The following is a 24741-nucleotide window of genomic DNA, read 5'->3' on the forward strand; positions in this document are numbered from 1 at the left end:
AGATCAAGCTGGTCGCTGCAACAAGTCGGCCAGCACGACGCGCTGGACGCCACCAAGAGCCGGACGCCGTCCAAAGCCGGCCGCTGCCAAGAGCCGGCCGCTGCCAAGAGCCGGCCGCTGCCAAGAGCCGGCCGCTGCCAAGAGCTGGACCCCGCCCAAAGCCGGCCGCCGCCCAAAGCAGGCCACCATAGCGAGTTGGCCAGCAAAGCATGTCGGCCACCGCCAAAGCCTAACCACCGCCAAAAGCCGACCGCACGCGAGCCGGAAAGCGGCCGCACGCGAGCCGGAAAGGAGCCCCGCGGGAGCCGGAAAGGAGCCCCGCGGGAGCCGGAAAGGAGCCCCGCGGGAGCCGGAAAGCAGCCGCACCCGCACGAACGGGAATATTCGGGCCTCCCGCGCGTTGGGGCTGAGGTGAATAATTCAGCAAACCGGGTTGCCCCTGTCAAGATCGACATTTGGTCCGACGTTCAGTGCCCCTGGTGCTACATCGGAAAGCGTCGCCTTGAAGCGGCCGTTGAAAGCTCGGGTATCGCCGTTGACATCGAGTACCACTCCTTCGAGCTGGCTCCCGATACTCCGGTGGAGTACGAGGGGACGCCCACTCAGTTCTTGAGCGAGCGCAAGGGCTTGCCGATGCCGCAGGTGAAGGAGATGCTGACCCGCGTCACCGACATCGCCACGAGCCTTGGTCTTGACTATGACTACGACCATATTCACCAGACGAACACGATCAAGGCGCACGAGCTTCTGCATTTTGCGAAGGCTCAGGGGCGTCAACTCGAGATGAAGGAACGTCTGCTGGAGGCATACTTCGTGAAGACTGAGCATGTCGGCCGTGTTGAGGACCTCGCCGATATTGCGGCGTCCATCGGCTTCGATCGCGATGAAGTTGTTCGTGTTCTTGAGTCGAACGAGTACCTTCCCGCCGTGAAGGCCGACATGGAAGTTGCCATGCAGTACGGCATCCAGGGTGTGCCATTTTTCGTGATCGACGGCAAGTATGGAGTTTCGGGCGCGCAAGAAAGTGAAACCTTCGCTAACGTACTCACACAAGTACTTACCGAAAGAGACGCGTAACCCAATGGATGCCGCAACGAAGCCAATCCCGACCTTCGCCCTACAGCAGCTCGGTGACCCGAACGCGGTCGCCTGTGAAGGCGATACGTGTGTTGTCGTTGACGACCGTCACTCGCAGGCGCTCGTCAACCGCCAGATCGACGAAGGTCTGGTCTAACCGACAAAACCGCGCATCGACCATTCGATGAGTTCGGCGGCGCTGGCCTGTTCTGGCGCGGCTTTTGCGACCCGTGACGGTATGAGAGTGAGCGGCGCAGTGGTCGGGCGTGCGGGCAGCGACGCGTGCTGAGCATCCGGTGCGTTGAATCGCTTGTTGATCAGTGCGCCGATGATCGCCCCGCCACCAAAGCCCACTGGCAATAGCAAGAGGTAAAGCGTGGGGTCGAGGTTGGCGCCCGAGCCGACGGCGAGCACTCCCGCAACGCCTACGGCGGCTCCGATCGAGAACGATAGCCACCAGCGCTGCAGCCTGGCATTTTCTTTGTCCCAGGCGCGTTGGGCTCGCAGTTGTTCAAGCGCTTCGTCTCGCGGTGCGGGGCTCACCCACAGGCGTGCCTCGAAACGGAAGACATTCGGATGCTCGTCAAGGGCCATTAGTTGCTTCCTGCTTCGGTCGTGATGTCGGCAACGATCGCGTCGAGGCCGCTGATGAGGTCGTCGGACAGCACCCAGGCGGTGTGGCCGTGGTCGCCGGCACCCATGGAGACGCGCTTTCCGAGCATGCGTTCGTCGGCGTAGACGGGCCACGCGGTGGTGCTGCCGAGCGGGGTGATGGTGCCGCGGGCATAGCCGGTGGCGTCGAGGGCAACCTCGGCTTCGGGCATCCGGAGCTTATTGACGCCGACGAGTGCCCGAAGTTTGGGCCACGAAATCTGACGATCGCCGGGAACGAGCGCGAAGAGAAAGCTGCCATCACTGCGCTTGACGACCAGCGACTTCACGATTTCGGCGGGAGTGATGCCCAGCAGTTCGGCAGCGTGTTCGAGCGAGGTCGCGGGCGCACGTTCGATGATTTCGATGGGGATGCCGCGGCGTTCGGCATCGTCGCGAACGCGGTCAGTTCCTGCCGTCATTCGGGGCCTCCCGTGATATGCGGCAAGGTTCAGGCTCGCCGTGGGACAATTGCTACGTGACTATTCTTGCCCCTGCCGACCCGCGTGTCGCGCCACAGCTCTCTATTGGGAACCTCGACCTCGATGTTCCTGTCGTTTTGGCGCCCATGGCAGGCATCACCAACACCGCTTTCCGCCGCTTGTGCCGCGAGTATGGCGCTGGTCTGTACGTCAGCGAAATGATCACGAGCCGCGCTCTGGTGGAGCGCACGCCTGAGAGCATGCGCCTCATTACGCACCACGAGTCGGAGACGACTCGCAGCATTCAGCTTTACGGCGTCGACCCGAAGACGGTGCGCGAAGCGGTCACGATGCTGGTGGCCGAAGATCGTGCCGACCACATTGACTTGAATTTCGGATGCCCGGTGCCCAAGGTCACTCGCAAGGGTGGGGGAGCGGCGCTTCCGTGGAAGATCGATCTGTTCCGTGACATCGTGGAGGGCGCTGTGAAGGCGGCCGGCGATGTCCCGTTGACGATCAAAATGCGTAAGGGTATTGACGCTGATCACCTGACGTACCTTGAGGCCGCGCGCGTTGGCGCTGGTGCTGGGGTTGCCAGCATCGCACTGCACGCTCGCACGGCTGCTGATTTCTACTCGGGGCACGCTGACTGGTCAGCGATCGAGAAGCTCAAGAACACGATTACCGATACGCCCATTCTCGGCAACGGCGACATCTGGAGCGCCGCCGATGCCCTCCGCATGGTCGATGAGACCGGATGCGACGGGGTCGTAGTCGGGCGCGGTTGCCTCGGTCGTCCGTGGTTGTTCGGGGATCTCGCTGCGGCCTTCCGTGGTGAGACGCTCAAGGCTGAGCCCACACTCGGCGAAGTCGCCACGGCGTTTAAGCGCCATGCCGAACTTCTGGTCGAATTCTTTGGCGAAGAAGATCGCGCCTGCCGCGACATCCGTAAGCATGTTGCTTGGTACTTCAAGGGTTACTCGGTGGGTGGCGAATTGCGGGCCGGTATGGCTGCGGTTCAATCGCTCGCCCACATGGACGAACTGTTGGGCAACCTCGACTGGTCGCAGCAGTATCCCGGCATCGATGCCGAGGGGCAGCGCGGCCGTGCGGGGCGCCCGAAGAAGCCGACGCTTCCACAGGGGTGGCTCGACAGCCGCGAACTGCAGGAGTCGCACCGTTCCGAGCTGAATCACGCAGAATTGAGTACCAGTGGCGGTTAAGGGCTATACGGAAGCGGACGCTGAGCGTTGGCTTCCCGAGCAGCATTCGAGTCGCCGTAGTGATTTTGCGCGCGACCGGGCACGGGTTTTGCACTCGAGCGCGCTGCGTCGCCTCGCGGCCAAAACACAGGTTCTCAGCCCCACAATGGGCACTGACTTTGCCCGCAACCGTCTCACTCATTCGCTCGAGGTCGCTCAAGTCGGCCGCGAACTCGCCGACAGTCTGGGGCTTGACCCGGATGTCGTCGACACGGCTTGCCTTTCTCACGACCTCGGGCATCCGCCTTTCGGTCACAACGGCGAACGTGCGCTCAACGAGTGGGCGGACGACATCGGCGGCTTCGAGGGCAATGCTCAGACCTTGCGCCTACTGACGCGCATCGAGCCGAAGGTGTTTGGCCCCGACGGAAAAACTTACGGTCTCAATCTCACGCGGGCCAGCTTGGACGCGAGCACGAAGTACCCGTGGCCTAGTGCTCAGGGCATTCCTGACCCGAGCGGTCGCAGCAAGTATGGTTTCTTCGACGATGACACGGCCGCTTTTGAGTGGTTGCGGGCCGGAGCACCGGACCGTCAACGCTGCATCGAAGCTCAGGTCATGGACCTCTCCGACGACATCGCCTATTCCGTGCACGACTTTGAAGATGCCATTGTCGGCGACTTCATCGACGTCACGGCGCTCGGCGCCCGCGTTAATCACGACGATCTCGTGAAGTCGATGTTCGAGTGGATCGGCGGCGAGTTCACCCACGACGAGCTCATCGCGGCCTTTGATCGCCTTGACCTGCTGGACACGTGGATCGATCAATGGGATGGCAGTCGTGCCGCCCACGGTCGCCTCAAGAACCTCACTAGCCAACTGATTGGCCGTTTTGCCGGTGCGGCAGTTCAGGCCACGCGCGAAGCTCACCCGACGGATGCTCTTGCTCGCTTCGGCGGCAGCTTGGTCGTGCCCAAGGAGATTCAGGCGGAGATCGCGGTGCTCAAGGGCATCGTGGCGGCCTTCGTTATGTCGACGAACGCTCGCCGCCCGATCTATCAGCAGCAGCGCGACGTGCTCACCGAGCTCGCCGATGTCTTGCTCTGGACTGCTCCCGTGAACCTCGATTCTGGTTTCACGGCGGATTGGAATTCCGCTGAGAACGATCATCAACGCAAGCGCGCGGTAGTAGATCAGGTAGCTAGCCTCACGGATCAGTCCGCGATTGCCTGGCACGCACGACTCGTTGGCTAGAGTCGTCGGCCGGTCGGCCTAGAATTGCGATTGTGGCTGGCCTGATTAAACGAAGCGATATCGACGAGGTGCGTTCGCGCACCAACCTCGCCGACATCGTTGGCGACTACGTCACCCTCAAGAGCGCCGGTTCCGGCTCCATGAAGGGCCTGTGTCCTTTTCATGAGGAGCGCAGCCCCAGCTTCCACGTGCGACCCCAAGTGGGCTTCTATCACTGCTTCGGATGCGGTGAAGGCGGCGACGTCTACACCTTCCTGCAGCGCATGGACCACGTCTCGTTCTCCGAGGCTGTTGAGCACCTCGCAGCTCGCATTGGTTATGAACTTCATTATGAGGATGGTGGCGCGGCGAGCGATCACGGCAATCGCGCGCGCATTTTGGCTGCCAATCAGGCGGCATCCGAGTTTTTCGTCGCCCAACTCGCGAGCCCCGAGGCAGCACCCGCCCGCAGCTTCTTGGGCGAACGTGGTTTCGATCAGTCTGCTGCCGAGCGCTTCGGCATCGGCTTCGCGCCTCGCGGTGGCGTGCTCATGAAGCACCTCAACAAGCTGGGCTACTCTTCAGAAGAGCTCGTTGTTGCCGGCCTCATTGGCAAGGGGGAGCGGGGCGACTACTACGACCGTTTCCGCGGCCGTCTGGTGTGGCCCATCCGTGATGTCACCGGTCAGACCTTGGGCTTTGGCGCTCGGCGCTTGCTCGACGACGACAAGGGCCCCAAGTACCTGAACACTCCCGAGACGCCGGTTTATCATAAGAGCCAAGTGCTCTATGGCCTCGATCTTGCCAAGAAAGATATTTCGCGCGGCAAGCGGATTGTTGTGGTCGAGGGCTACACGGATGTTATGGCCTGCCACCTTGCGGGCGTCACGACCGCGGTCGCCACCTGCGGCACAGCGTTCGGTGTGGACCACATCAAGATCGTGCGCCGCATGATCGGCGACTACGACAACGCTGACACCACGGCCACGGGTGAAGTTATTTTTACCTTCGACCCGGATGAAGCGGGCCAGAAGGCCGCCAACCGCGCCTTTGCCGAAGAGCACCGTTTCGCTGCGCAAACCTTCGTCGCGGTGGCGCCCGACGGCCTCGACCCCTGCGATTTGCGCCTGAAGAAGGGCGATGGTGCGGTGCGCCGTCTTGTCACCACTCGTAAGCCCATGTTTGAGTTCAAGATTCGCCGCGAGTTGGCCGTGCACGACCTCGAAACTGTCGAGGGCCGCGTTGCGGCGTTGCGTGCTGCGGCCCCGGTGGTCGCGGGTATCCGCGATTCTGCTTTGGGTATTGGTTATGTGCGCAGTGTTGCGGGTTGGCTCGGTATGGAGCCCACCGAGGTGCAGAACGCTGTGACCGCCGCAAAACGCACTGCAGCCCCGTCAGGGCCGCCGAAGGCGCCGCAGCAGTCGCAGTCCGAGTCGTCCTCCCAGTCCCCGCCAGAGGGCTTCGGTGAGGCGCCAGCACAGGCTGGTCCCTCGATCATGAGCTTGAAGGTTGACGCGATTACGCGGCTTGAGCGAGACACCCTCATGGCGGTGCTGCAGCATCCGGATGTCGTGGGCGCCGAGCTCATCGGCAAGCTCACGCAGATCTCGATCGCCGAGCCGTCACTCGCGGTGGTGCGCGACGCCATTGCTTCTCTCGTGGATCGCGCGCTCGAACCCGGTTGGGTAGCCGCCGTTGCCGCTGAAGTTCCATCGTCCTTCTCGACTTTCGTCAAGCAGCTCAGCGTTGCACCGATTCCCGAGCGTGAAGAACGTATTGCGGTGTACTGCGTGCAAGTGACGACCGACCTGATCGAACGGGATCTTTTGCGTCAGAAGCGGGAGCTTCTTGGGGTGTTGCAGCGTATGGATCGCGAGCGTAGTCCGGAACGCTATGTGCAGACCCAGCGTGATCTTGTTCGTATCGAAGCGGACCGCCGCGCACTTCGCGAAGACGCTTGATCGGCGCCTTTTGGTTGCGTTCGTATAAACATCCCCCATCCGTGGGTATACGACCTAGTCTCGAAGGTTCCTCGTGTGTTACTACTAGGGAACTACGATGCGCGGCGTCTACAAACGCGCCGTCGCATTTTCTGCACGCAACAGGAAGAGGTAGACGGATATGACATCCGCATCCAAGAACAGCAAGCGAATCCTTGCTGTAGTTGCCGGCTCAGCAGCGTTCGCGCTCGCTTTGACTGGTTGCCAAGCTGGGGGAGACTCCAGCGGTGGCGGTTCCGAGTCGCTTATCGTGGGCACGACTGACAAAGTCACGTTCCTTGACCCGGCTGGTTCGTACGACAACGGTTCGTTTGCACTGATGAACCAAGTGTTCCCGTTCCTGCTCAATTCGCCGCTGGGCACCTCCGATGTCGAACCTGATATCGCCGAGTCCGCTGAGTACACGAGCGAAGACGAGTACACGGTTGTACTCAAGTCGGGTCTCAAGTTCGCCAACGGCAATGACCTCACCTCGTCTGACGTGAAGTTCAGCTTCGATCGTCAGATTGCGATCAGCGACGAAAATGGCCCTTCTGTTCTTCTGGGCAACATCGACAGCGTTGACGCCGTCGATGACACCACCGTGGTCTTTAACCTGAAGAACGGCAACGACCAGACGTTCGCTCAGATCTTGTCGAGCCCGGCTGCACCAATCGTCGATGAAGAAGTGTTTTCGGCTGACTCGGTGACCCCCGACGACGAGATCGTGGATGGCATGGCTTTCGCTGGCCAATACGTCATCGACAGCTACGACTTCAACAACATCGTCTCGTTCAAGGCCAACCCTGACTATCAAGGCGTTCTTGGTGCCGCGGCTACCGACAGCATCACGCTGAAGTACTACACCGACGCTTCGAACCTGAAGCTCGATGTTCAAGAGGGCAACATTGACGTCGCGCACCGCAGCCTGTCTGCTACCGACGTTGCTGACCTCGAGGGCAACGACAACGTCAACGTGATCGTTGGCCCCGGTGGAGAGATCCGCTACATCGTCTTCAACTTCGACACACAGCCGTTCGGCGCGAAGACTCCTGAGGCTGACGAAGCTAAGTCGCTCGCCGTTCGCGGTGCGGTTGCTGACCTTCTCGACCGTCAGGAAATCTCCGATCAGGTTTACAAGGGCACCTACCTGCCGCTGTACTCCTACGTTCCCGACGGACTGACCGGCGCTACCCAGGTTCTCAAGGACCTGTACGGTGACGGCGAGGGCGGCCCGAGCGTTGATGCAGCGCAGCAGCGCCTCGCTGATGCGGGTGTTGAAACGCCTGTGAAGCTCAACCTTCAGTACAACCCTGACCACTACGGTGAGTCCTCAGGAGACGAGTACGCCTTGGTTAAGAGCCAGCTCGAGGCTGAAGGAATTTTCGAAGTCAACCTGCAGTCGACGGAGTGGGTGACCTACGCCAAGGAGCGCACGGCGGATGCCTACCCCGCTTATCAGCTGGGTTGGTTCCCGGACTACTCCGACGCTGACAACTACCTCACGCCGTTCTTCGGTGACGGCAACTTCCTCGCAAACCACTACGCGGATCCTGAAGTCAACGATCTGATCGTGGCTCAGGCAACCGAGCTCGACCCTGCCACGCGCGAGGGAATGATCGAGGACATTCAGGCGAAGGTTGCCGCTGAGCTGTCGACCGTTCCGTTCCTTCAGGGAGCGCAAATCGCTGTGACGGGCAAGGACGTTACCGGAGCTACGCTCGACGGTTCGTTCAAGTTCCGCTACGGCAGCTTGGCCAAATAGGAGTAACTCGCTCCGGTTAGGCCTCGGCCTAGCGTTATGACGAACGGGGGTGGCCCGCACACAATGCGGGTCACCTCCTCGTCTTCGTTCTCTGCACGATAGGTAGGTATGTCGCAGTCCGCTTCCGCCGTGATCAATCCGGCACCGTCAGAACCACCCACCCGGCGTTCGTGGGGGATCACAAATCCTCTTGCTCGTTTTCTTGTAGTTCGTTTTCTCCTGATTTTTCCGACCGTGTTCATCCTTGTGACGATGGTGTTCGTGTTGATGCGCTCGATCGGTGACCCCATCACTGCCGCCCTCGGTGGGCGACTCACTGCGGCTCAGCTGGCAGAGCGCATTAGTTCCGCGGGCTACGATCGCCCGATTCTGGTGCAGTACTTCGAGTACTTGGGCCAGGTTTTCACCGGCAACTTCGGCACCGCCATCACCGACGGCCGCCCCGTGTCCGAGTTGCTCGTCACGTACGGCAGTGCCACGCTCGAACTCGCGTTCTACGCGGTCCTCGTGGCGCTCATCGTGGGTATCCCGCTCGGCATGGTGGCGGCTTATTTCCGTGACAAGTGGCCGGATGCGGTTCTCCGCGTCGCTGCGATCCTCGCGTATGCGACTCCGGTCTTTTTCGCGGGACTCTTGCTCAAGCTCGTGTTCGCCGTGTGGCTGAAGGTGTTGCCTGTCGCTGGCCGTGCATCCACGCGCACGGAACTGCAGTTGAGCACTCTCGACGACAAGACCGGCATTTATCTCATCGATGCATTCCGTCTGGGCAGCCCCGCAGCGATCGGTGATGTTCTCTCGCACGCCGTGCTTCCCGGAGTGGCCCTCGGACTGCTGACCGCGGGTATCTTTCTGCGCCTCGTGCGCACGAACGTCATCGGTACTCTTTCAATGGACTATGTGGATGCTGCTCGCTCTCGTGGCGTGAGCGAATACCGCCTCGTACGCAAGCACGCCTACAAGCCCGCGCTGATCCCGATCATCACGGTGATCGGTTTGCAGATCGCGCTCCTACTGGGAGGCGCGGTGCTGACCGAAACCACCTTCGAGTGGAAGGGGCTCGGCTTCAAGCTCGTCGAGTACTTGGGCGCCCGTGACTTCGTCGCAGTCCAGGGCATCGTGGTGCTGCTCGCGGTCATCGTTGCCCTCACCAACTTCATTGTCGACATAGTTGCGGCGATCATCGACCCGAGAGTGAGGTATTAGTCATGACAACGACACCCTCACGTTTTGTGGCTGTGTGGCGCAAGTTGCCGATTGTGCGGCAGGTTCGTCAGTCGGTTGGACTCCAGCGCGGCATGCTCGTTGCTGGGCTTATCTTGACCGGCATCTTCTTGCTGACGGCACTTTTCGCGCCGCTGCTCGCTCCCTACGGCTTCTCGCAATTGCGCGACGACGACGGTGCTTTCGGTGCGCAAGTACCTCCCGGTGGTGCGCACATCTTGGGTACCACAGTCGGTGGCTACGACGTGCTTTCGCGCGTGATCTGGGGATCGCGCACCGCGGTTCTCGTGATCGTCGTTGCGGTCGCCCTGTCGATCTTTGCCGGCGTGCTGCTGGGGCTCGTGTCGGGTTACCTCGGTAGCTGGATCGACCGCGTGCTCGTGGTTATCTCTGACGCTGTGTACGCGTTCCCGACTCTGCTCTTGGCCATTGTGGCCGCGATCGCGATTAGCGGTGGTCAATCGAGTTTCTGGGGCGGCGTGTTTGCGGCGGCCGTATCGATCACGGTTGTCTATATCCCGCAGTATTTCCGCGTCATCCGCGCCGAAACCGTGCGCATCAAGTCGGAGGCCTATGTCGAATCGGCGAAGGTCATTGGTTCCAGTACTCCGCGCATCATGTTCCGTCATGTGTTCCGCAACGCAACCCGCACGCTGCCGTTGATCTTCACGCTCAACAGCTCCGAGGCGATCCTGACTCTCGCTGGACTGGGTTTCCTCGGTTTCGGTATCGAGCCTTCGGCTGCAGCAGAGTGGGGCTACGACCTCAACAAGTCGATTTCGGATGTCACGAGTGGCATCTGGTGGACCTCACTGTTCCCGGGGCTCGCGATTGTTCTTGTCGTACTCGGCATCACTCTGGTGGGGGAGTCGCTCAACGACCTCGCTGATCCACGACTGCGCACTCGACGTCGTGCCGACCAGTCGGCGCCGGTTCTCGAAACCGCCGCTCTCTCGACGGTCGGCCTCGACGACGATGCGAATCCGATTGACCCGCTGGAGGCTCGCTCATGAGCAACATTGTCGAGATCAAGAATCTTGAAGTCACGTTCGCGACCGATGGTGGCGATGTCAAAGCAGTAGATGATGTCTCGTTGAGCCTCGCTCCCGGCGAAGTGCTCGCGATCGTGGGCGAGAGCGGCAGTGGCAAGAGCGTCACCGCCAAATCCGTTCTCGGGCTGTTGCCCGAGACTGCGGTGTCTCGCGGTGCCATCGTACTCAACAACAAAGAGGTCATCGGGATGTCGGGCAAGCGACTGCGTGAGCTCCGCGGCGTAGATGTGGCGATGGTCTTTCAAGAGCCCTCGACCGCGCTCAACCCGGTGTTCACCGTCGGCTGGCAGATTGCAGAAGGCCTTCGCGCGCACGGCAACGTGAGCAAGCGTGAAGCTCGCACCAAGGCAATCGAGATTCTGCGCAAGGTCGGTATTCCTGAGCCGGATAAGCGTGTCGATTACTATCCTCACCAGTTCTCGGGTGGGCAGAAGCAGCGCGTGGTCATCGCGATGGCGCTCGTGCTCGAGCCAGAGCTGATCGTGGCCGATGAGCCCACCACCGCGCTCGACGTGACGGTGCAGGCGGAGATCCTCGATCTCCTCCGCCGCTGCCGCGACGAGTTCGGGGCGGCGATCATCCTGATCACCCACAACATGGGAATCGTGGCCGACCTGTCTGACCGCGTTGCCGTCATGTACCAGGGCAAACTGGTGGAAGAGGCGCCAGCACAGCAATTGTTCGACGCTGCCCAGCATCCGTACACGCAGAAGCTTCTGGCCGCCGTTCCTCGCATCGGTTCGGGGGCATCCCGAGCGGCTGCTCGCGTGGCTGACCGTGCTGCCGCTGGCGGAGAGAAGGATGCCGACGCGATCGTCATCGCCGACAACCTTGAGATCGAGTTCCCCGGCCGTTTCGGTCGAGCTCCGTTCCGGGCTGTCGACCGCGTGAGCTTCACCATTTCACCGGGCGAAGTGCTCGGGCTCGTGGGGGAGAGCGGATCAGGCAAGACCACGATTGGTCGCGCTATCGGTGGGTTGAACAAGATCACCGGTGGATCGCTCTCGGTGCTTGGGCACGAAATGTTGGGATTCAAGGAGCGCAAGTTCCGGCCGGTGCGCAGCGATATCGGCTTCGTCTTTCAAGACCCGGCATCGAGTTTCAACCCGCTGCTCACGATCGCGCAGTGTGTCGCTGAACCACTGATCGTGCACGGCAAAGCGGAAGATGCCAATGACGCCCACGGGCGGGTCAACGAACTCCTCGAAGCGGTGCAGCTGCCGCGCGCCTTTGGAGATCGCTACCCGCACGAACTCAGCGGAGGTCAACGTCAGCGTGCGAGCCTTGCACGCTCTCTTGCCTTGCGGCCACGACTGCTGATCGCAGACGAGCCGACAAGCGCGCTCGACGTGTCGGTTCAGGCGAAGGTGCTCGAGTTGTTCGCCGAATTGCAACGAGACCTCGGCTTCGCGGCCCTCTTCATCAGCCACGATCTGGCCGTTGTTGACATGCTCTCGGATCGCATCGCGGTGCTGTACAAGGGGCAGCTGGTGGAAGAGGGTGTGGGTTCCGAAGTGCTCGGAAATCCGCAACATCCGTACACTCAACGACTTCTGGCATCGCTGCCGGTGCCCGACCCGCGGGAGCAGACTGAACGAAGGGAAGCGCTGCGAGCGCTGACTGCCGTAGATTATTGAGGTGACTTCCACTCAGCCCACGGTGAGCGCCCGCGATCTTTCGCTGCGCTACCCGTCTCGCAACCCTGAAACACGCTCGGTCGCCGTTAACGGACTGAGTTTTGAGATCGGTGCGGGAGAAGTGCTGACTGTCGTTGGCGAGAGTGGCTCGGGCAAGAGCACTCTCGCCAAAGCAGTCGCGCTGCATGCTGAGACCGGTGCGTACGGTTCGCCGCTGTTCAGCGGCGGAGAACTCACGGTGTTGGGCACTGACCTGCGAAAGGTCAGCCGTCGTAAGCGTGATCGTCTCAGCATCAAGGTGGGCTACCTGCCGCAGGATGCCGGAAATCATCTCAACGGTCGACTGACGGTGGGCGAAAACATTGCCGAGCCCATTTTTGTGCGCGATCGACGATTCAACCAGATCGAGGCTGCGGAGGCAGTCGCCACGCTCATCGACACCGTGCGTTTGCCGCTTTCGGTGATGAATCGCTACCCATTCGAACTCAGCAAGGGTCAGCGTCAGCGTGTAGCGATCGCCCGCGCCATGATCCTTGAACCCCGGTTGCTGGTGGCTGATGACCCGACGGCGGGCATCGACGTAAACGTGCGAGCTGCCATCCTTGACCTCATTGTCGATCTTCAAGCTCAGCGCTCGTTTTCGGCGTTGCTGGTCACCGCAGACCTCGCCGCTGTTCGCCGAGTCTCGACCAACGTCGCGGTGATGCACCGCGGAATTCTTGTTGGCATCGGTGAGTTAGATGCCGTTCTTGACAACCCCTGGCACCCCTATGTGAAGGGGCTAGCCGACTCACTCTTGGAGCTGCACCGTGATAACGCCTGACCTAACCCCTCGTACCGCTTCGACGTGGCTCGTTGGCGGTTTTGGCCCAGATATGGAATGTGAGTCTGAGGGGATTTCGGTCATGCACAGCCGTGCTGATGGTTCTCTCGAGTACTCGCACCTGGCCGCGGAGGTGCCTTCGGCATCCTTCCTCGTGGTCGAGGGAGACAAGGTGTACTCGACGCTTGAGGGATCGGGTCAGGTCGCGGCGTTCGACCGCGACGGCGAAACGCTCAGCGAAGCAACCGTGACGGGGAGCGGCGGGCAGTACCCCTGTCACATCACTATTAGGGGCGACGCGGTGATCGCCGCCAACTACGGAACCGGTACATTGGGCGTCATTGAGGCGGGTGCGGCTTCCGCAGCGCTGGAGACTCGTCAGGTTGTCGAAACCACTGGTCTGGGGCCGCGCCCGCAACAAGAGGGCCCTCACGCTCACTCATCGGTATTCGTGGACGACCACACCCTGTTCTCGCTCGACTTGGGCGCCGATCGCCTCCGCATCTTCAACTACAGCGACTTTGTTCTCGAACAGATCGATGAAGTCGCGTTGCCGGCAGGCTTCGGCCCACGGGACATTGTCGCGCGCCCGGGCAATTTGTTCTACGTGCTGGGAGAGCTCGGCTGCGGCTTCATGGTGTTCGAGTGGAAAAACCGCGAGCTGCACAAGCTGTGTTCCATAGCACTGCCCGGCGCCGTTGAGGGCGATCAGGCGTCAGCAATCGCGATTTCGGATGATGCCCGCCACGCGTACATTGGGGTGCGCCACAGCAACCTGATAGCCATTCTCGCTATCGCCGAAGACGGCCGCAGCGTCGCTCCGCTCACGTCCATTTCGTGTGAAGGAAACTGGCCTCGCCACCTTGTTCTCAGCGACGGTATTTTGCACGTCTGCAACCAATTCTCAAATGAAGTGGCGAGTTTCGCGATCGCTGACAACGGAATTCCTCAACTGATTGCTGCCCCCACGAAGGTTCTTTCCCCGACATACCTAGCTCGAATTGCCTGATGGTTTTTGAACTGCGAAATCATTTGCTAAAGTAGTTCCGTTGCACAGCGATCCTCGATAGCTCAATTGGCAGAGCAATCGGCTGTTAACCGGTAGGTTCTTGGTTCGAGTCCAAGTCGAGGAGCTTGTGAGTCCCGGTCACTTCGGTGGCCGGGACTTTGTGCTTTGCTGGCACTACTCCGCTGGGAGTAGGTCACAGTGCACCATCCACCCGACGCGACACCGGTGCTCGCCAACTAGCATCGAAGAATGCACTCGAGTTCCGGTCGCCGCGCACCTCGCGCGTCACGCGCGATGCTCGATGCGCTCGTGAACGGTACGAGCGTCAGCGCAGCGCAGTCTCCGCGTTCGCGTCGTTTGCGCCGCTGGATTCCTGTTGTGACCTCACTTCTTGTGCAGGTACCCATCACGATCGTGGGTGTCATGTGGACGGGTGCCTACGCCGCGTATGGCGACGCCGCTTCGGAGTTGCCATTCAATCGGGTTCTCGAACAGACCGATATCGGGTTCGGTGCGATCGCCGCTATCGTGCTGTCGATTGTTGGCCCGTTGTTGCTGTTGTGGATACGCCAGTACCCGAGGCCGCTGATCGCCGCGATTTCAGCCCTCGCTGCCGCAGATTTCCTCATCAGCTACTCGGTACTGTCCGCTCCGTATCTTGCTCTCGCATTTGCCATTGTTATTGCCATCTCCCACGGCGCTCGGACGTGGACCTGGGTGTCGATGATCGCGGTATGGGAGGCCACACTTCTTGCTGCACTCGTGGTGGGCATCGAACTGGACCCGCATCGTGTTGTTCCGACCACGATTGGGCTGTTGCTTGTCCTCGGATTCGCTGAGGCGAATCGTCGACGGCGGGAGCAACTCGAACAGTTCCATGCCGCCTTTGCGAGCCGTCGCGAAGAAGAGCTCAGGGCCGAGCGCACGAGGATCGCCCGCGAACTGCACGACGTGCTGGCACACTCTCTCAGCCAAATCAACGTACAAGCTGGTGTGGGTCTGCACCTTATGCACAAGCAACCGGCGCAGGCCGAAGCAGCATTGTCTAGCATCAAGCACTCAAGTAAAGAGGCGCTCGATGAAGTGCGATCGCTTCTCGGGATGCTGCGCAACGACGGTGCCGCAGCCAGCCAGAGCGAGGAGGGCGATGCTCCGCTGGTTCCCGAGCCTGATCTTTCTCGACTTCCGAGCCTCGTTGAATCAGTCCGGGCGCAGGGAATTGACGTAGATCTCAGTTCGGAGATCTCCGAGCACACAGCGGCTGCAGTTCAGCTCGCGCTCTATAGAATTGTGCAAGAAGCCCTCACCAACGTGGTGCGGCATGCCTCCGCGGCCTCTGCTGTCGTCTCGTTGACGGTCGAGGGCGACGACTATCTCGTTACCATTGCCGATGATGGTATCGGTATCGACACCGATGGCCACACGGAGGGGCGAGGGTTGCTGGGCATGCGAGAGCGAGCTGAATTACTAGGAGGCACGCTCTTTGTTGGCGAGCCAACCTCGTGCGGCACTGTGGTGTTGGCCCGAATCCCGCGCCGGTTGGGATCCTCATGATCCGCGTTGTCGTGGCAGATGATCAGCAGCTGATCCGTGCTGGATTTAGAAGTCTCCTCAACGCTGAAGAAGGCATCGAGGTAGTGGGCGAGGCCGCGTCGGGCGCGCAAGTGATCGAGGTTGTCCGGCGTGAACGTCCCACCGTTGTCTTGATGGATGTCCGGATGCCCGAGGGCGATGGACTCTGGGCCACAGAACAAATCGCGACCTATCCTGAACTGGCTGACACTCGAATCGTCGTGGTCACAACATTCGAGCTTGACGAGTACGTTGCGCGGGCGATTCGTGCTGGCGCGAGCGGATTTCTGGTCAAAGACACCGAGCCCGTAGAGCTGATTCGCGCGGTTCGCGTTGTTGCGTCGGGCGATGCGCTCTTGAGTCCGGGTATCACCAAGCGGCTGCTTGAGCGCTTCGCCCGCGGCGCCCACGTGGCCGTTGACAATTCCATCCTCGCAGCGATTACTGATCGCGAACGAGAAGTGCTCGCCCTTGTCGGTCAAGGGCTAACGAACGCAGAGATTGGCACACAACTCTTTGTGAGCCCCCTCACCGCGAAGACCCACGTCTCGCGCATCATGTCTAAACTTGCCGCCAGAGACCGCGTACAGCTCGTGGTGATCGCCTATGAGAGCGGGCTGCTGTCACTGGGGCGCACGGTGTGAGGGACGATACTGTGTCGGGCGCTAAACGCACGCCACGCGATCCAGAAGTAGCGGCGGCCATTCGGGCGAGCTTCGCCGTGGGTTTAGCCGTGGCCGCCTATGGAATCTCGTTTGGCGCACTCGCCGTCGCGGCAGGGCTGGATGTGTGGCAAACCTGCGTGTTGAGCCTGCTCATGTTTTCAGGCGGGTCTCAGTTCGCTCTCGTCGGTGTGCTTGCGACGGGTGGAACTGCTGCGGGTGGTGCCGCGATCGCGAGTGCCGTGCTGTTGGGCGCTCGTAACTCCTTGTACGCGCTGCGAGTGGCGCCGATGATCGGCCCGGGTCTGGCCAAAAGGCTGTTGGCCGGCCACTGGACCATCGATGAGAGTACCGCCGTGTCGACAGGTCAACCCACTCCCGCAAGCCAGCGTGCGGGCTTCTGGTGGACCGGTGCCATCATCTACGTCGGCTGGAATCTTACGACTCTGTTCGGGGCGCTCATCGGCGATCAGCTCGGCGACGTCAGCCAGTACGGGTTGGATGCGGCCGCCGCCGCAGCGTTCCTCGGGCTCGTGTGGCCGCGATTGAAGCAACTGCAACCCGTTGTGGTGGCAGTCGGTGCTGCAGTCGTCGCGGCGGTACTTATGCCGGTTCTGCCCGCGGGACTGCCCGTGCTTGCCGCGGCTCTCGTGGCTGTTGCCGTGGGCCTTACGAACTGGCTGGGAACCCGCGAAAGTGACCTCGCGGAAGCCGAACCCGATCCGATGGGGGAGCGATGACTGTCTGGCACATTATTTTGATCGCCTCGATTGCCGTGCTTGCTCTGAAACTCGTGGGTTTCACTATTCCTGCTGTGTGGGCAGAGAAGCCCACCGTGGCGAGGCTCGCGAACCTTCTGACGGTCTCGCTGCTGGCGGCGCTGATCGTTGTGCAGACGTTCGGTTCGGCTCGGGGCTTCGAAGTGGATGCCCGACTGCCGGCTGTCGCGGTCGCGGCTGTGCTCTTCACGCTCAGGGTGCCGTTTATCGTTGTGATCATTGCGGCCGCGCTGGTGGCGGCCGGCATTCGGGCGCTGACGTAGGGGTGCTGACGTAGGGGCGCTGACGTAGGGGCGCTGCAGACGGAGAGCGCTGTTCGGTGGCGCGGTTGCGTTGCCTTGCGCCGCGTCGCACTTAGGCGTCGAGCTGTTCCTCGGTCGGCAACCACGAGTGGCCGGGCTGGCCCCAGCCCTGCTTGCGGATCGCCTTCGCAGCGGCTTTGGCATCCGGAGGCTGTAAACGGTCGGCAAACAAGACGCCATCGAGATGGTCGTACTCGTGCTGGAAAATGCGGGCGAGCCAGCCAGACGCTTCAATCTCGAAAGGCTTCTGATCGAGATCAAGGGCGCGCAGGATGACGCGGTCGGAACGGATGAGCGGGAACCGTTCACCAGGGATAGAGAGGCAACCCTCTTCATCCGCTTCGTCAGCGTCGAGCACGGGGAGCGGGCTCTGCCACAACTCGGGGTTGATAGCAACGCCGCGCCAGAGCGTGTCGTTCTCGTCGGTCCAGTCGTACACAAAGACTCGTAGTGCTACGCCTATCTGCGGCGCGGCGAGACCAACACCCGGAGCTTCCTCCATCGTCTCGAACATGTCGGCCACGAGGGTCGCGAGCTCACTGTCGAAGGCCGTTACCGGATTCGCGGGAGTGTGAAGCACCGGTTCGCCGGTGATGATGATGGGAAGAACGGCCATGTGCCCAGAATATCCCGAGTTAACCCAGTACATTTGACGGGTGCCGCCAGACATTCTTGAGCTCACCGATCAGATCAGTCTGACCCCGCTTCAGGTTGCCGGAATTCCGCTGGCCCTGATCGGGGCGATACTGCTTTCGCTTGGCGCGCAGTTTCAGCACCGCGGCGTCGCCCGCATGGAAGAGACGCAAGGCAGCGAAGCCAGTACCGGTCTCAATTTTTCTCAGATCAAGGCGTTGCTTGCTCGCCCGTCGTGGGTGATTGGTACTGCGTTTCTCGGCCTCGCGATTGTTTTTCAGCTCTCGAGTCTCGCTATCGCACCCATCATGGTGGTTCAGCCGCTCGGTGCTGTTGCCCTCGTGATGACGGCCATCATGAACTCTCGCATCGCCAAAGTGCGACTGGATGCGATTTCCATCCGCGCAATTGTGATGTGCGTAGTCGGAGTGGGCGTCTTTGTCGGCATCGCTGCAATGTTTGCAAAGTCGACGGTCGTTACTCAGCGTGAACTCTCGCTCGTACTCATCATTCTGGCAGTCGTGTTGACCGCCTGGATTGTTCTGTTCCTCATCTTCCGCAAGAACGCCTCGCCAATCTTCTACATTTTGGGCGCGGGAATGCTCTTCGGTTTCGTGGCAACACTCGCGAAGGTTGTCATTGACCGCGTCAAAACGATTGTGATCTCAGGTTCCGGCTTCGAGAGCACAGACTTCTTGACGATCCTCTGCATCGTCGGTCTCATCGTCGCGTCATTGCTCGGTTCCTACTTTGTGCAGACGGCCTATGCTTCCGGCCCGCCCGATCTCGTTGTTGCTGGGCTCACGGTCGTTGACCCTCTCGTGGCGGTCACCGTCGGCATCCTCGTGTTGGGTGAAGCGGCGGATGCACCGCTCTGGGCAGTGATTGCATTCGTGATCACCGGCGCGATTGCCATTTTCGGCGTGTTTTCGCTCTCGAAGCATCATCCGCAGGTCAAGTCGTAGCATTTCGGAGTCTACGGCTCAGCGCCCCGCCCTCACGGGCGTCGTGGGGTACGTTATTAGATGCCGTTGACCTGACCGGGTCGTAAACGAGTGGCTCATAACGCACAACTGTTAAGGAAATCTTCGACTGTGACTTCCGCTGTGAAACGCTCGCCCCACGAGGGCAAACCGCGACTTCGCATCCTGATCGGCGCTGACACTTTTTGGCCCCAGATCAACGGTGCCGCGACGTTTATTGCGCGGCTCGCCGCCGGCCTTGCTGAGCGCGGCCATGACGTGCACATTGTGGCGCCGTCGTACTCCAACAAGACGTTGGGAACGATGGTCGAGGAACACGAAGGTCAGAAGATGACTCTGCACCGCCTGTACTCCTGGCGTTGGCCAGGCCACCCCTGGCTGCGCTTCATGATGCCGTGGCGTGTGAAGCAGAACTCGGCCCGGATTCTCGATCAAGTGAAGCCTGACGTCATCCACTTTCAGTCGCACATTATCGTCGGCCGCGGGATGACGCTCGAAGGCGGCAAGCGCGGCATCCGTCTCGTCGGCACGAACCACTTCATGCCCGAAAACCTGCTTGACCATGCCTACATCATCCCCAAGTTCATGCGCCGCAAGGCGATCCGGATGGGATGGGAAGCCGCCGGGCGGTCGTTCGCTCGCGCCGAAAGCGTCACGACTCCCACCCGCCGCGCCGCTGAGTATCTTGAGGCCAACACGAAGGTGCGCAACGTCGTCGCCGTCTCCTGTGGAATCGATGCGGACGGCTACAACGGCAACCTCGACCCGAAGCCAGAGAACCTTATCGTGTTCCTGGGCCGACTCTCGGAAGAGAAGCAAATTGATCGCCTGATCAAAGCTCTCTCGATCATGGATCCCGCGCTGAATGCGAAGCTCGAGATTGTGGGCGGGGGAGAGCTTGAGGGCAAACTTCGTGCTCTAGCCCAGTCACTCGGTCTGGAGGATCGAGTCACGCTCACCGGCTTCGTTGAGCAGGATCAGCTGCGGGATGCGCTCCAGCGCGGTTCTGTCTTTGCGATGCCCTCGATCGCTGAGTTGCAGAGCATCTCCACGATGGAAGCGATGGCCTCCGGCCTGCCGGTCGTTGCTGCTGATGCGATGGCGCTGCCCCATCTCGTGCACGACGGCGAAAATGGGTTCCTTTTCGAACCCGGCAACGTAGAAGACCTAGCCGCGAAGCTGACGACAGTGCTAACGATGGCACCGGAAGAAATCTTGAAGTTCAAGAAGGAAAGCTTGGCCATCGTGGCATCTCACGACATCCAACGGACGCTAGACACCTTCGAGAGTATGTACCGCGGGGAACAGGTCACGAACCCCGCAGCGTTCAGCACAAAGAACGAGAGCGCCTCCGAATAGGAGACGCTCTCGAGGGAGCCACAGCAATCGGCTCGTGGATGTAGGCGTGGAGCCTACTTCTTTGCGGGGGTACGGTTCTCGGCCGACACCATCCAGGCGTACTGTTCAAGCGTTTCGATGATGCCGTGAAGCAGATCGGCGCTTGTGGGGTCTTCGTCGTCAATGGGGTCGTGGACCTCACGGATGGTCGCCACGGTGCCTTCTAGACGTTCAGTGAGGAGGTCGATCGTGTCGGTGGTGCTAATTTCACCCGCGGGAAACTGGGGGAGAGTGGTTGTTTCGGCGACGGTGTCGCTTCGTCCGTCGGGCGTAGCGTGGAGCGCGCGCATCCGCTCAGCAACGGTGTCACTAAAGCCTCGAGCCGCCTCGATAATTTCGTCAAGCACAAGGTGAGTGTCTCGGAAATTCTTGCCAACGACGTTCCAGTGCGCTTGCTTGCCCTGAAGTTGAAGTTCCAGCAGCTCGACAAGTACCTGCTGCATGCGATCGGCTAAGCCTTTCGAAGCCGTGAAGCCGTGCTCGGCGTTCTGCTGCCGAGTTTTGCGAGCCCCAGATTTGGCTGGACTCGTGGTCTGCGCTTTCTGTGAATCAGTCATGACGCAACAGTACGAACATTGGTTTGATGCTCGCTCAACGTTGCTTGAGAGGAAACTGAGTGTCGCCGCCAAGTGCTGCTGGCTTGATTGAGGATCGCCACACTCGCACGAAGTGGCGTGCGTCGACTTCTTCGATTTGCCGGTAACGTAGATACGCGCCCGCAGTAGTGCGGGCTCGGGGCGGTAGCTCAGCTGGTTAGAGCAGCGGACTCATAATCCGTCGGTCACGGGTTCAAGTCCCGTCCGCCCTACTTGTGTGTCTACGCCAGGTGCGTGTGCAGCTGTTCGAGTGTTTCCGCTGTCACCGTGGGCGGGGTGAAATGGGCGGGGTACATCGCTCCCCGACGATTTACCCACACGGTTGAGAGTCCGGCCTCTGCAGCGCCGTGGATGTCCCAGGGGTGCACTGCCACGAGATAGGCAAGGCCGCTCGTGGCGGTACGAGTTAGCGCATCCTCGTACGACGCGCGTGCCGGCTTCCACGGGGAGTTGCCCTCGACCGAGAGAAAGCCAGCCATGGCATCCGCAACTCCGGCCTCGGTGAGCATGCGCTCAGCATTGCTCGCTGGCCCGTTCGAGAGCGTAAAGAGTCGGTGGCCTGCGTCGTGCAGGGCGCGGATGCCGGGCGCGACGTCGCTGTGCAGGCTCACGTTCGAGAATGCGGCGATCACCGCATCCACGGCCTCGTCGATGGGCATGCTCAGGGGGGAAGCGCCGAGGCTGTCGTGCGCATTCGTCGTCGCGATGTCGAGAAAGCGGGCCTCGGTGCCGACCGCTGTGAGTGCGAAACCATCACGCAGAATGCTCGCAAACCATGACGACGCGACCTCGCGGGTGGCGCCGACGGCCTCGAACGCATCGCCCACGGGTGAGAGATCAGAGAGAGTCTCGTTGACGTCGAAGAAGATTGTCGCTGGTGTGTTCGTCATGGCATCCCCACTCGGTGTGCGGCTCCGCACCGTAGCGGCGGACCCTAAACGTGTGGAGATCTACGGTACGCGCAGTACTGAGCGCTTTCCTGAGATCCAGAACACGAGCGAACCGAAGGCGAGCATGACAACGACGATGAGTCCAACGTAGAAGAACACGCTGGCGTAGCCGGTGTCCGGGTGCAGGAATGGGTAGGGGACCCAACCGTCGGTTGCGCCTCGCACGAGCACGACGACGACCCACACAATCGGGTAGATCAGCACGATCCACAGTCGGTTGAAGGCGATGCGGGCGCGGTCAGAGAAAAGGATCCAGTCGGCTAGCGCGAAGATCGGGGTGATGATGTGCAGCGCTGTGTTCGCCCACGCCACGGGAACGCCGCCGGCAGCCCCCAGTGGAGCGAGCAGAGTGGCATACACAACGCCGACAATGATGATGTACGTGGTGACCGAGGCGCGTGCGATGTTCAGCGCCGGTGACGCTGCTTCGCCACGCAAGGCGACCACGGCGATTACGGCATAGATGACCGCGAGGATGATGTTCGACTGAATCGTGAAGTACCCGAACATGTTGAACGGATTGATCACCGTGCGCCCCGCTGCCTCCGCAACGGTCGCAATCACCGCCGCTGTGACCAGCACGGTAATGGCGAGGCGCAGTACGGCGACGATCACGGTGCCGCTTCGGGTTTCGGGCGTAGCGGGTGTGGCGGCGTAGGTCATAGTTCCCCTCGAACTAAAGCGTGTGTGCCTGACTATAGCGGGGTGGATCGCCGGCTTAGGAGCGGGCGCGCGGTGGGGCGAAATGAGCGTGCCGCGACGGGATTCAGCGCTCTTCTCTGAGCGGATAAAAAAGCCGGTCAGAGCGGAAGTGCTTTCCTCTCAGGAATGGGCTATGGTCAAGGTGAACACGCCAACTGAGAAAAGGGGAAGCGGAGTAATTATGGCTGGAAAATCGCCTAGAGGAAGCACGAAAAAGGAAGCCAAGCTGTCGATCAAAGACAAGCGGGCGCAGAAGCGAGCCAAGCTCGAAGACACCGGCTTTATCAAGCCGCGTAAGGGCCAATAGCGGCCCACCAATCGAACTCATCAGATTCCACACTCAGATCCGATGAGTTCAGCGTGGCGGCGCGCAGTCGCAGGCACGGAAATCCCGTGTCACTTCAGCGCGCCCGCGCCGCCACGCACATCACAGCGCCGAACATCACCGCGCCGAAGACTGCTCCGCGGGCGCGCGGTTACTTGCGCACTTTGCCGCGACCGAAGATCAGCCACAGGATCGAACCGAAGATCGACAAGAAGAATGCCACCAAGATCCAGAGGAACTTGCCGACGACTCCATGGTTCGTGCTCTTGGCGATCGAGACGACGGTAATAATGAAGACGATCAACCCGACGATGCCGAAGCTGAAGCTAATAGGTTCCATGGTCTAAATCTACCGGGCATGGCACTATCAAGTTATGAGTTTGCTGGATGCTGCGTGGCATTCCCTTGGGGAAGATGCTGCCGCCCTCGCCTTAGTGCGCGAAAACGGTACTGCGGTACCTCTCACCGGAGTGGTGCCCACGGGTCGTTTTGTTCATGATGCGATTGCTGCGGCATCGTTTTCGGCGTCGCTCCTAGCCGCCCGTCGGGTGGGCTGTGCGGTGCCCGCTGTTGAGCTGAGCCCGCTCAAAGTGGCCACCGCCGTCACGAGTGACAAGCACTTCCGTCAGGATGGTGAACCCGTTGCGGCGTGGGCGGAGCTCTCGGGATTCTGGCCGTGCAGTGATGGCTGGGTGCGCACGCACGCGAACTACCCGCATCACCGCGAGGCGCTGCTCACGGCGTTGGGCTTGCCCGACGACACCGGCGCTGATGGATTCATGCTCGCGCTCCACACCATGAATGCCGCCGACGTTGAAGAGAAAGTTGTCGCCGCCGGGGGAGTCGCGACCGTGGTGCGTACCGCTGAGGAATGGGCCGAGCATCCGCACGCTCGCGCGCTGGCCGATCTTGCCGTTATTGAGATGACGTCGCTGGGGGATACCGAACAGTCTGTTCTCGGTGACACCACCATCGACGCGCCGCTCGCCGGGCTTCGCGTACTCGACCTCACGCGCGTGATCGCCGGCCCCGTCGCGTCGCGAACGCTCGGACTGTGGGGAGCTGATGTTCTTCGGATCGATAGCCCGCGGCATCCGGAAATCGGCTGGCAGCACCTCGACACCGGCGCCGGCAAGCGCTCGGCACTGCTCGACCTCGAGGTCGACGCCGACCGCGCCACGTTCGAGAAACTACTCGAGACCGCGGATGTCGTACTCACCGCCTACCGCCCCGGCGCCTTAGACAGGTTCGGACTTTCACCCGCAGCTCTCGCCGAGCGCCGCCCGGGAATCATCGTGGGCCGTCTTTCAGCGTGGGGAACAGTGGGACCGTGGGCAGAACGCCGTGGCTTCGACAGCATCGTTCAGGCCGCGACGGGAATTGCGCTCACGGAGGGTGAAGGCAAGGGAACGCCGGGCGCCTTGCCGGCTCAAGCTCTCGATCACGCGGCGGGCTATTTGTTGGCCGCAGCCGTCACCACGGCAGTGCGACGTCGCATCGATGTTGGGCACTCGTGGCTCGTTGAGGTGTCGCTCGCGCGCTTGGCAACTGAGTTGCTTCAGCAGCGCCGTCCGCGCCATGCGCCTACGGCATCCGCGAATTTCACTCCGACGGTGACGACGCACGACGGCATCACGAGCGCAGTACCCGCCCCGGCCTACGCCGGCAGCCCCGGACGATTTGGCGCTCCTGCTGTGGAGTGGGGCTCCAGCCCGGCGGAGTGGCGTGCATAGCTCGATCGATCTGGCTTTCCCGAAATAATCCCGT

The 24741-nt window shown here is 61.2% G+C and carries 26 protein-coding genes and 2 tRNA genes; 21 read left to right on the top strand and 7 right to left on the bottom strand.

Annotation, left to right across the window (positions count from 1 at the left end):
* Positions 1-411: 411 nt before the first annotated feature.
* Complete coding sequence (locus ACR3YK_RS10875; protein ID WP_486174892.1) at positions 412-1077, top strand: DsbA family oxidoreductase; 666 nt, start codon at positions 412-414, stop codon at positions 1075-1077.
* A 4-nt stretch (positions 1078-1081) separates the two neighbouring features.
* Positions 1082-1234 (top strand): hypothetical protein, encoded by a 153-nt coding sequence (locus ACR3YK_RS10880; RefSeq protein WP_486174893.1) that lies wholly within the window; start codon positions 1082-1084, stop codon positions 1232-1234.
* Here the strand turns inward: ACR3YK_RS10880 and ACR3YK_RS10885 are convergent.
* Positions 1231-1671, bottom strand: coding sequence for a hypothetical protein (locus tag ACR3YK_RS10885; protein WP_486174894.1), 441 nt, complete (start codon positions 1669-1671; stop codon positions 1231-1233). The two genes, ACR3YK_RS10880 and ACR3YK_RS10885, sit on opposite strands and share 4 nt — an antisense overlap.
* Positions 1671-2150, bottom strand: a complete 480-nt coding sequence (locus ACR3YK_RS10890; protein ID WP_486174895.1) for an aminoacyl-tRNA deacylase — start codon at positions 2148-2150, stop codon at positions 1671-1673. Before ACR3YK_RS10890 ends, ACR3YK_RS10885 begins: the two co-directional genes overlap by 1 nt.
* Positions 2151-2167: 17 nt before the next feature.
* Here ACR3YK_RS10890 and dusB point away from each other — a divergent pair, with 17 nt between their 5' ends.
* From dusB to ACR3YK_RS10960, 14 genes are all read left to right on the top strand, one after another.
* Positions 2168-3373 (top strand): tRNA dihydrouridine synthase DusB, encoded by a 1206-nt coding sequence (gene dusB, locus ACR3YK_RS10895; protein ID WP_486174896.1) that lies wholly within the window; start codon positions 2168-2170, stop codon positions 3371-3373.
* Positions 3363-4607, top strand: coding sequence for a deoxyguanosinetriphosphate triphosphohydrolase (locus ACR3YK_RS10900; protein WP_486174897.1), 1245 nt, complete (start codon positions 3363-3365; stop codon positions 4605-4607). Before dusB ends, ACR3YK_RS10900 begins: the two co-directional genes overlap by 11 nt.
* A 32-nt stretch (positions 4608-4639) precedes the next feature.
* Positions 4640-6547 (top strand): DNA primase, encoded by a 1908-nt coding sequence (dnaG, locus tag ACR3YK_RS10905; RefSeq protein ID WP_486174898.1) that lies wholly within the window; start codon positions 4640-4642, stop codon positions 6545-6547.
* Positions 6548-6707: 160 nt separating this feature from the next.
* Positions 6708-8330: an ABC transporter substrate-binding protein gene (locus tag ACR3YK_RS10910; protein WP_486174899.1), complete on the top strand. Its 1623-nt coding sequence runs from the start codon at positions 6708-6710 to the stop codon at positions 8328-8330.
* 108 nt (positions 8331-8438) lie between these two features.
* Entirely contained in the window at positions 8439-9533 is a 1095-nt protein-coding gene (locus tag ACR3YK_RS10915) for an ABC transporter permease (protein ID WP_486174900.1), read from the top strand.
* Positions 9534-9535: 2 nt separating this feature from the next.
* Positions 9536-10564 (top strand): ABC transporter permease, encoded by a 1029-nt coding sequence (locus ACR3YK_RS10920; RefSeq protein WP_486174901.1) that lies wholly within the window; start codon positions 9536-9538, stop codon positions 10562-10564.
* Positions 10561-12240: an ABC transporter ATP-binding protein gene (locus tag ACR3YK_RS10925; RefSeq protein ID WP_486174902.1), complete on the top strand. Its 1680-nt coding sequence runs from the start codon at positions 10561-10563 to the stop codon at positions 12238-12240. The genes ACR3YK_RS10920 and ACR3YK_RS10925 overlap by 4 nt, the downstream gene beginning before the upstream one ends.
* Position 12241: 1 nt before the next feature.
* A complete protein-coding gene (locus ACR3YK_RS10930; RefSeq protein ID WP_486174903.1) occupies positions 12242-13063 on the top strand; it encodes an ABC transporter ATP-binding protein in 822 nt (273 codons plus the stop codon).
* On the top strand, positions 13050-14072 hold the full coding sequence (locus ACR3YK_RS10935) for a lactonase family protein (protein ID WP_486174904.1): 1023 nt from the start codon (positions 13050-13052) through the stop codon (positions 14070-14072). The genes ACR3YK_RS10930 and ACR3YK_RS10935 overlap by 14 nt, the downstream gene beginning before the upstream one ends.
* 51 nt (positions 14073-14123) lie before the next feature.
* Positions 14124-14196: transfer RNA gene (locus tag ACR3YK_RS10940), tRNA-Asn, on the top strand.
* Positions 14197-14321: 125 nt separating this feature from the next.
* On the top strand, positions 14322-15626 hold the full coding sequence (locus ACR3YK_RS10945) for a sensor histidine kinase (protein WP_486174905.1): 1305 nt from the start codon (positions 14322-14324) through the stop codon (positions 15624-15626).
* A complete protein-coding gene (locus tag ACR3YK_RS10950) occupies positions 15623-16288 on the top strand; it encodes a response regulator transcription factor (RefSeq protein ID WP_486174906.1) in 666 nt (221 codons plus the stop codon). The genes ACR3YK_RS10945 and ACR3YK_RS10950 overlap by 4 nt, the downstream gene beginning before the upstream one ends.
* Before the next feature lie 11 nt (positions 16289-16299).
* Positions 16300-17046 carry an AzlC family ABC transporter permease gene (locus tag ACR3YK_RS10955; protein ID WP_486174907.1) on the top strand — a complete coding sequence of 249 codons (747 nt, stop codon included), beginning with the start codon at positions 16300-16302 and terminating at the stop codon, positions 17044-17046.
* On the top strand, positions 17043-17348 hold the full coding sequence (locus ACR3YK_RS10960; RefSeq protein ID WP_486174908.1) for an AzlD domain-containing protein: 306 nt from the start codon (positions 17043-17045) through the stop codon (positions 17346-17348). The genes ACR3YK_RS10955 and ACR3YK_RS10960 overlap by 4 nt, the downstream gene beginning before the upstream one ends.
* Positions 17349-17439: 91 nt before the next feature.
* On the opposite strand, the gene def is transcribed toward ACR3YK_RS10960, so the two are convergent.
* Positions 17440-18003 (bottom strand): peptide deformylase, encoded by a 564-nt coding sequence (def, locus tag ACR3YK_RS10965; protein ID WP_486174909.1) that lies wholly within the window; start codon positions 18001-18003, stop codon positions 17440-17442.
* Positions 18004-18043: 40 nt separating this feature from the next.
* On the opposite strand from def, the gene ACR3YK_RS10970 reads away from it, so the two are divergent.
* Positions 18044-18985: a DMT family transporter gene (locus ACR3YK_RS10970; RefSeq protein WP_486174910.1), complete on the top strand. Its 942-nt coding sequence runs from the start codon at positions 18044-18046 to the stop codon at positions 18983-18985.
* Positions 18986-19114: 129 nt separating this feature from the next.
* Positions 19115-20362, top strand: coding sequence for a glycosyltransferase (locus ACR3YK_RS10975; RefSeq protein ID WP_486174911.1), 1248 nt, complete (start codon positions 19115-19117; stop codon positions 20360-20362).
* A 53-nt stretch (positions 20363-20415) separates the two neighbouring features.
* Here ACR3YK_RS10975 and ACR3YK_RS10980 read toward each other — a convergent pair whose 3' ends face one another.
* A complete protein-coding gene (locus ACR3YK_RS10980) occupies positions 20416-20958 on the bottom strand; it encodes a Dps family protein (RefSeq protein ID WP_486174912.1) in 543 nt (180 codons plus the stop codon).
* Positions 20959-21135: 177 nt separating this feature from the next.
* On the opposite strand from ACR3YK_RS10980, the gene ACR3YK_RS10985 reads away from it, so the two are divergent.
* Positions 21136-21209 (top strand) — tRNA-Ile (locus tag ACR3YK_RS10985).
* Positions 21210-21218: 9 nt separating this feature from the next.
* Here the strand turns inward: ACR3YK_RS10985 and ACR3YK_RS10990 are convergent.
* Complete coding sequence (locus tag ACR3YK_RS10990) at positions 21219-21887, bottom strand: HAD family hydrolase (protein WP_486174913.1); 669 nt, start codon at positions 21885-21887, stop codon at positions 21219-21221.
* A gap of 60 nt (positions 21888-21947) precedes the next feature.
* Positions 21948-22610, bottom strand: a complete 663-nt coding sequence (locus ACR3YK_RS10995; protein WP_486174914.1) for a Pr6Pr family membrane protein — start codon at positions 22608-22610, stop codon at positions 21948-21950.
* 220 nt (positions 22611-22830) lie between these two features.
* Between ACR3YK_RS10995 and ACR3YK_RS11000 the strand changes: the two genes are divergently transcribed.
* Complete coding sequence (locus ACR3YK_RS11000) at positions 22831-22956, top strand: hypothetical protein (protein WP_268249120.1); 126 nt, start codon at positions 22831-22833, stop codon at positions 22954-22956.
* Between the two features lie 169 nt (positions 22957-23125).
* On the opposite strand, the gene ACR3YK_RS11005 is transcribed toward ACR3YK_RS11000, so the two are convergent.
* Positions 23126-23314: a PLDc N-terminal domain-containing protein gene (locus ACR3YK_RS11005; RefSeq protein ID WP_100388830.1), complete on the bottom strand. Its 189-nt coding sequence runs from the start codon at positions 23312-23314 to the stop codon at positions 23126-23128.
* 34 nt (positions 23315-23348) lie between these two features.
* On the opposite strand from ACR3YK_RS11005, the gene ACR3YK_RS11010 reads away from it, so the two are divergent.
* Positions 23349-24707 carry a CoA transferase gene (locus tag ACR3YK_RS11010; protein ID WP_486174915.1) on the top strand — a complete coding sequence of 453 codons (1359 nt, stop codon included), beginning with the start codon at positions 23349-23351 and terminating at the stop codon, positions 24705-24707.
* Positions 24708-24741: the final 34 nt, after the last annotated feature.

Source organism: Salinibacterium sp. 10G20-15 (genome assembly GCF_057365065.1).

Coding starts and splice junctions, on each gene's coding strand:
- ACR3YK_RS10990 (WP_486174913.1), bottom strand. CDS start 21,887: ATGACGAACACACCAGCGACAATCTTCTTCGACGTCAACGAGACTCTC.
- ACR3YK_RS11010 (WP_486174915.1), top strand. CDS start 23,349: ATGAGTTTGCTGGATGCTGCGTGGCATTCCCTTGGGGAAGATGCTGCC.
- ACR3YK_RS10885 (WP_486174894.1), bottom strand. CDS start 1,671: ATGGCCCTTGACGAGCATCCGAATGTCTTCCGTTTCGAGGCACGCCTG.
- ACR3YK_RS11005 (WP_100388830.1), bottom strand. CDS start 23,314: ATGGAACCTATTAGCTTCAGCTTCGGCATCGTCGGGTTGATCGTCTTC.
- ACR3YK_RS10910 (WP_486174899.1), top strand. CDS start 6,708: ATGACATCCGCATCCAAGAACAGCAAGCGAATCCTTGCTGTAGTTGCC.
- ACR3YK_RS10980 (WP_486174912.1), bottom strand. CDS start 20,958: ATGACTGATTCACAGAAAGCGCAGACCACGAGTCCAGCCAAATCTGGG.
- ACR3YK_RS10925 (WP_486174902.1), top strand. CDS start 10,561: ATGAGCAACATTGTCGAGATCAAGAATCTTGAAGTCACGTTCGCGACC.
- ACR3YK_RS11000 (WP_268249120.1), top strand. CDS start 22,831: ATGGCTGGAAAATCGCCTAGAGGAAGCACGAAAAAGGAAGCCAAGCTG.
- def (WP_486174909.1), bottom strand. CDS start 18,003: ATGGCCGTTCTTCCCATCATCATCACCGGCGAACCGGTGCTTCACACT.
- ACR3YK_RS10995 (WP_486174914.1), bottom strand. CDS start 22,610: ATGACCTACGCCGCCACACCCGCTACGCCCGAAACCCGAAGCGGCACC.
- ACR3YK_RS10945 (WP_486174905.1), top strand. CDS start 14,322: ATGCACTCGAGTTCCGGTCGCCGCGCACCTCGCGCGTCACGCGCGATG.
- ACR3YK_RS10920 (WP_486174901.1), top strand. CDS start 9,536: ATGACAACGACACCCTCACGTTTTGTGGCTGTGTGGCGCAAGTTGCCG.
- ACR3YK_RS10880 (WP_486174893.1), top strand. CDS start 1,082: ATGGATGCCGCAACGAAGCCAATCCCGACCTTCGCCCTACAGCAGCTC.
- dusB (WP_486174896.1), top strand. CDS start 2,168: ATGCGGCAAGGTTCAGGCTCGCCGTGGGACAATTGCTACGTGACTATT.
- ACR3YK_RS10890 (WP_486174895.1), bottom strand. CDS start 2,150: ATGACGGCAGGAACTGACCGCGTTCGCGACGATGCCGAACGCCGCGGC.
- ACR3YK_RS10915 (WP_486174900.1), top strand. CDS start 8,439: ATGTCGCAGTCCGCTTCCGCCGTGATCAATCCGGCACCGTCAGAACCA.
- ACR3YK_RS10960 (WP_486174908.1), top strand. CDS start 17,043: ATGACTGTCTGGCACATTATTTTGATCGCCTCGATTGCCGTGCTTGCT.
- ACR3YK_RS10950 (WP_486174906.1), top strand. CDS start 15,623: ATGATCCGCGTTGTCGTGGCAGATGATCAGCAGCTGATCCGTGCTGGA.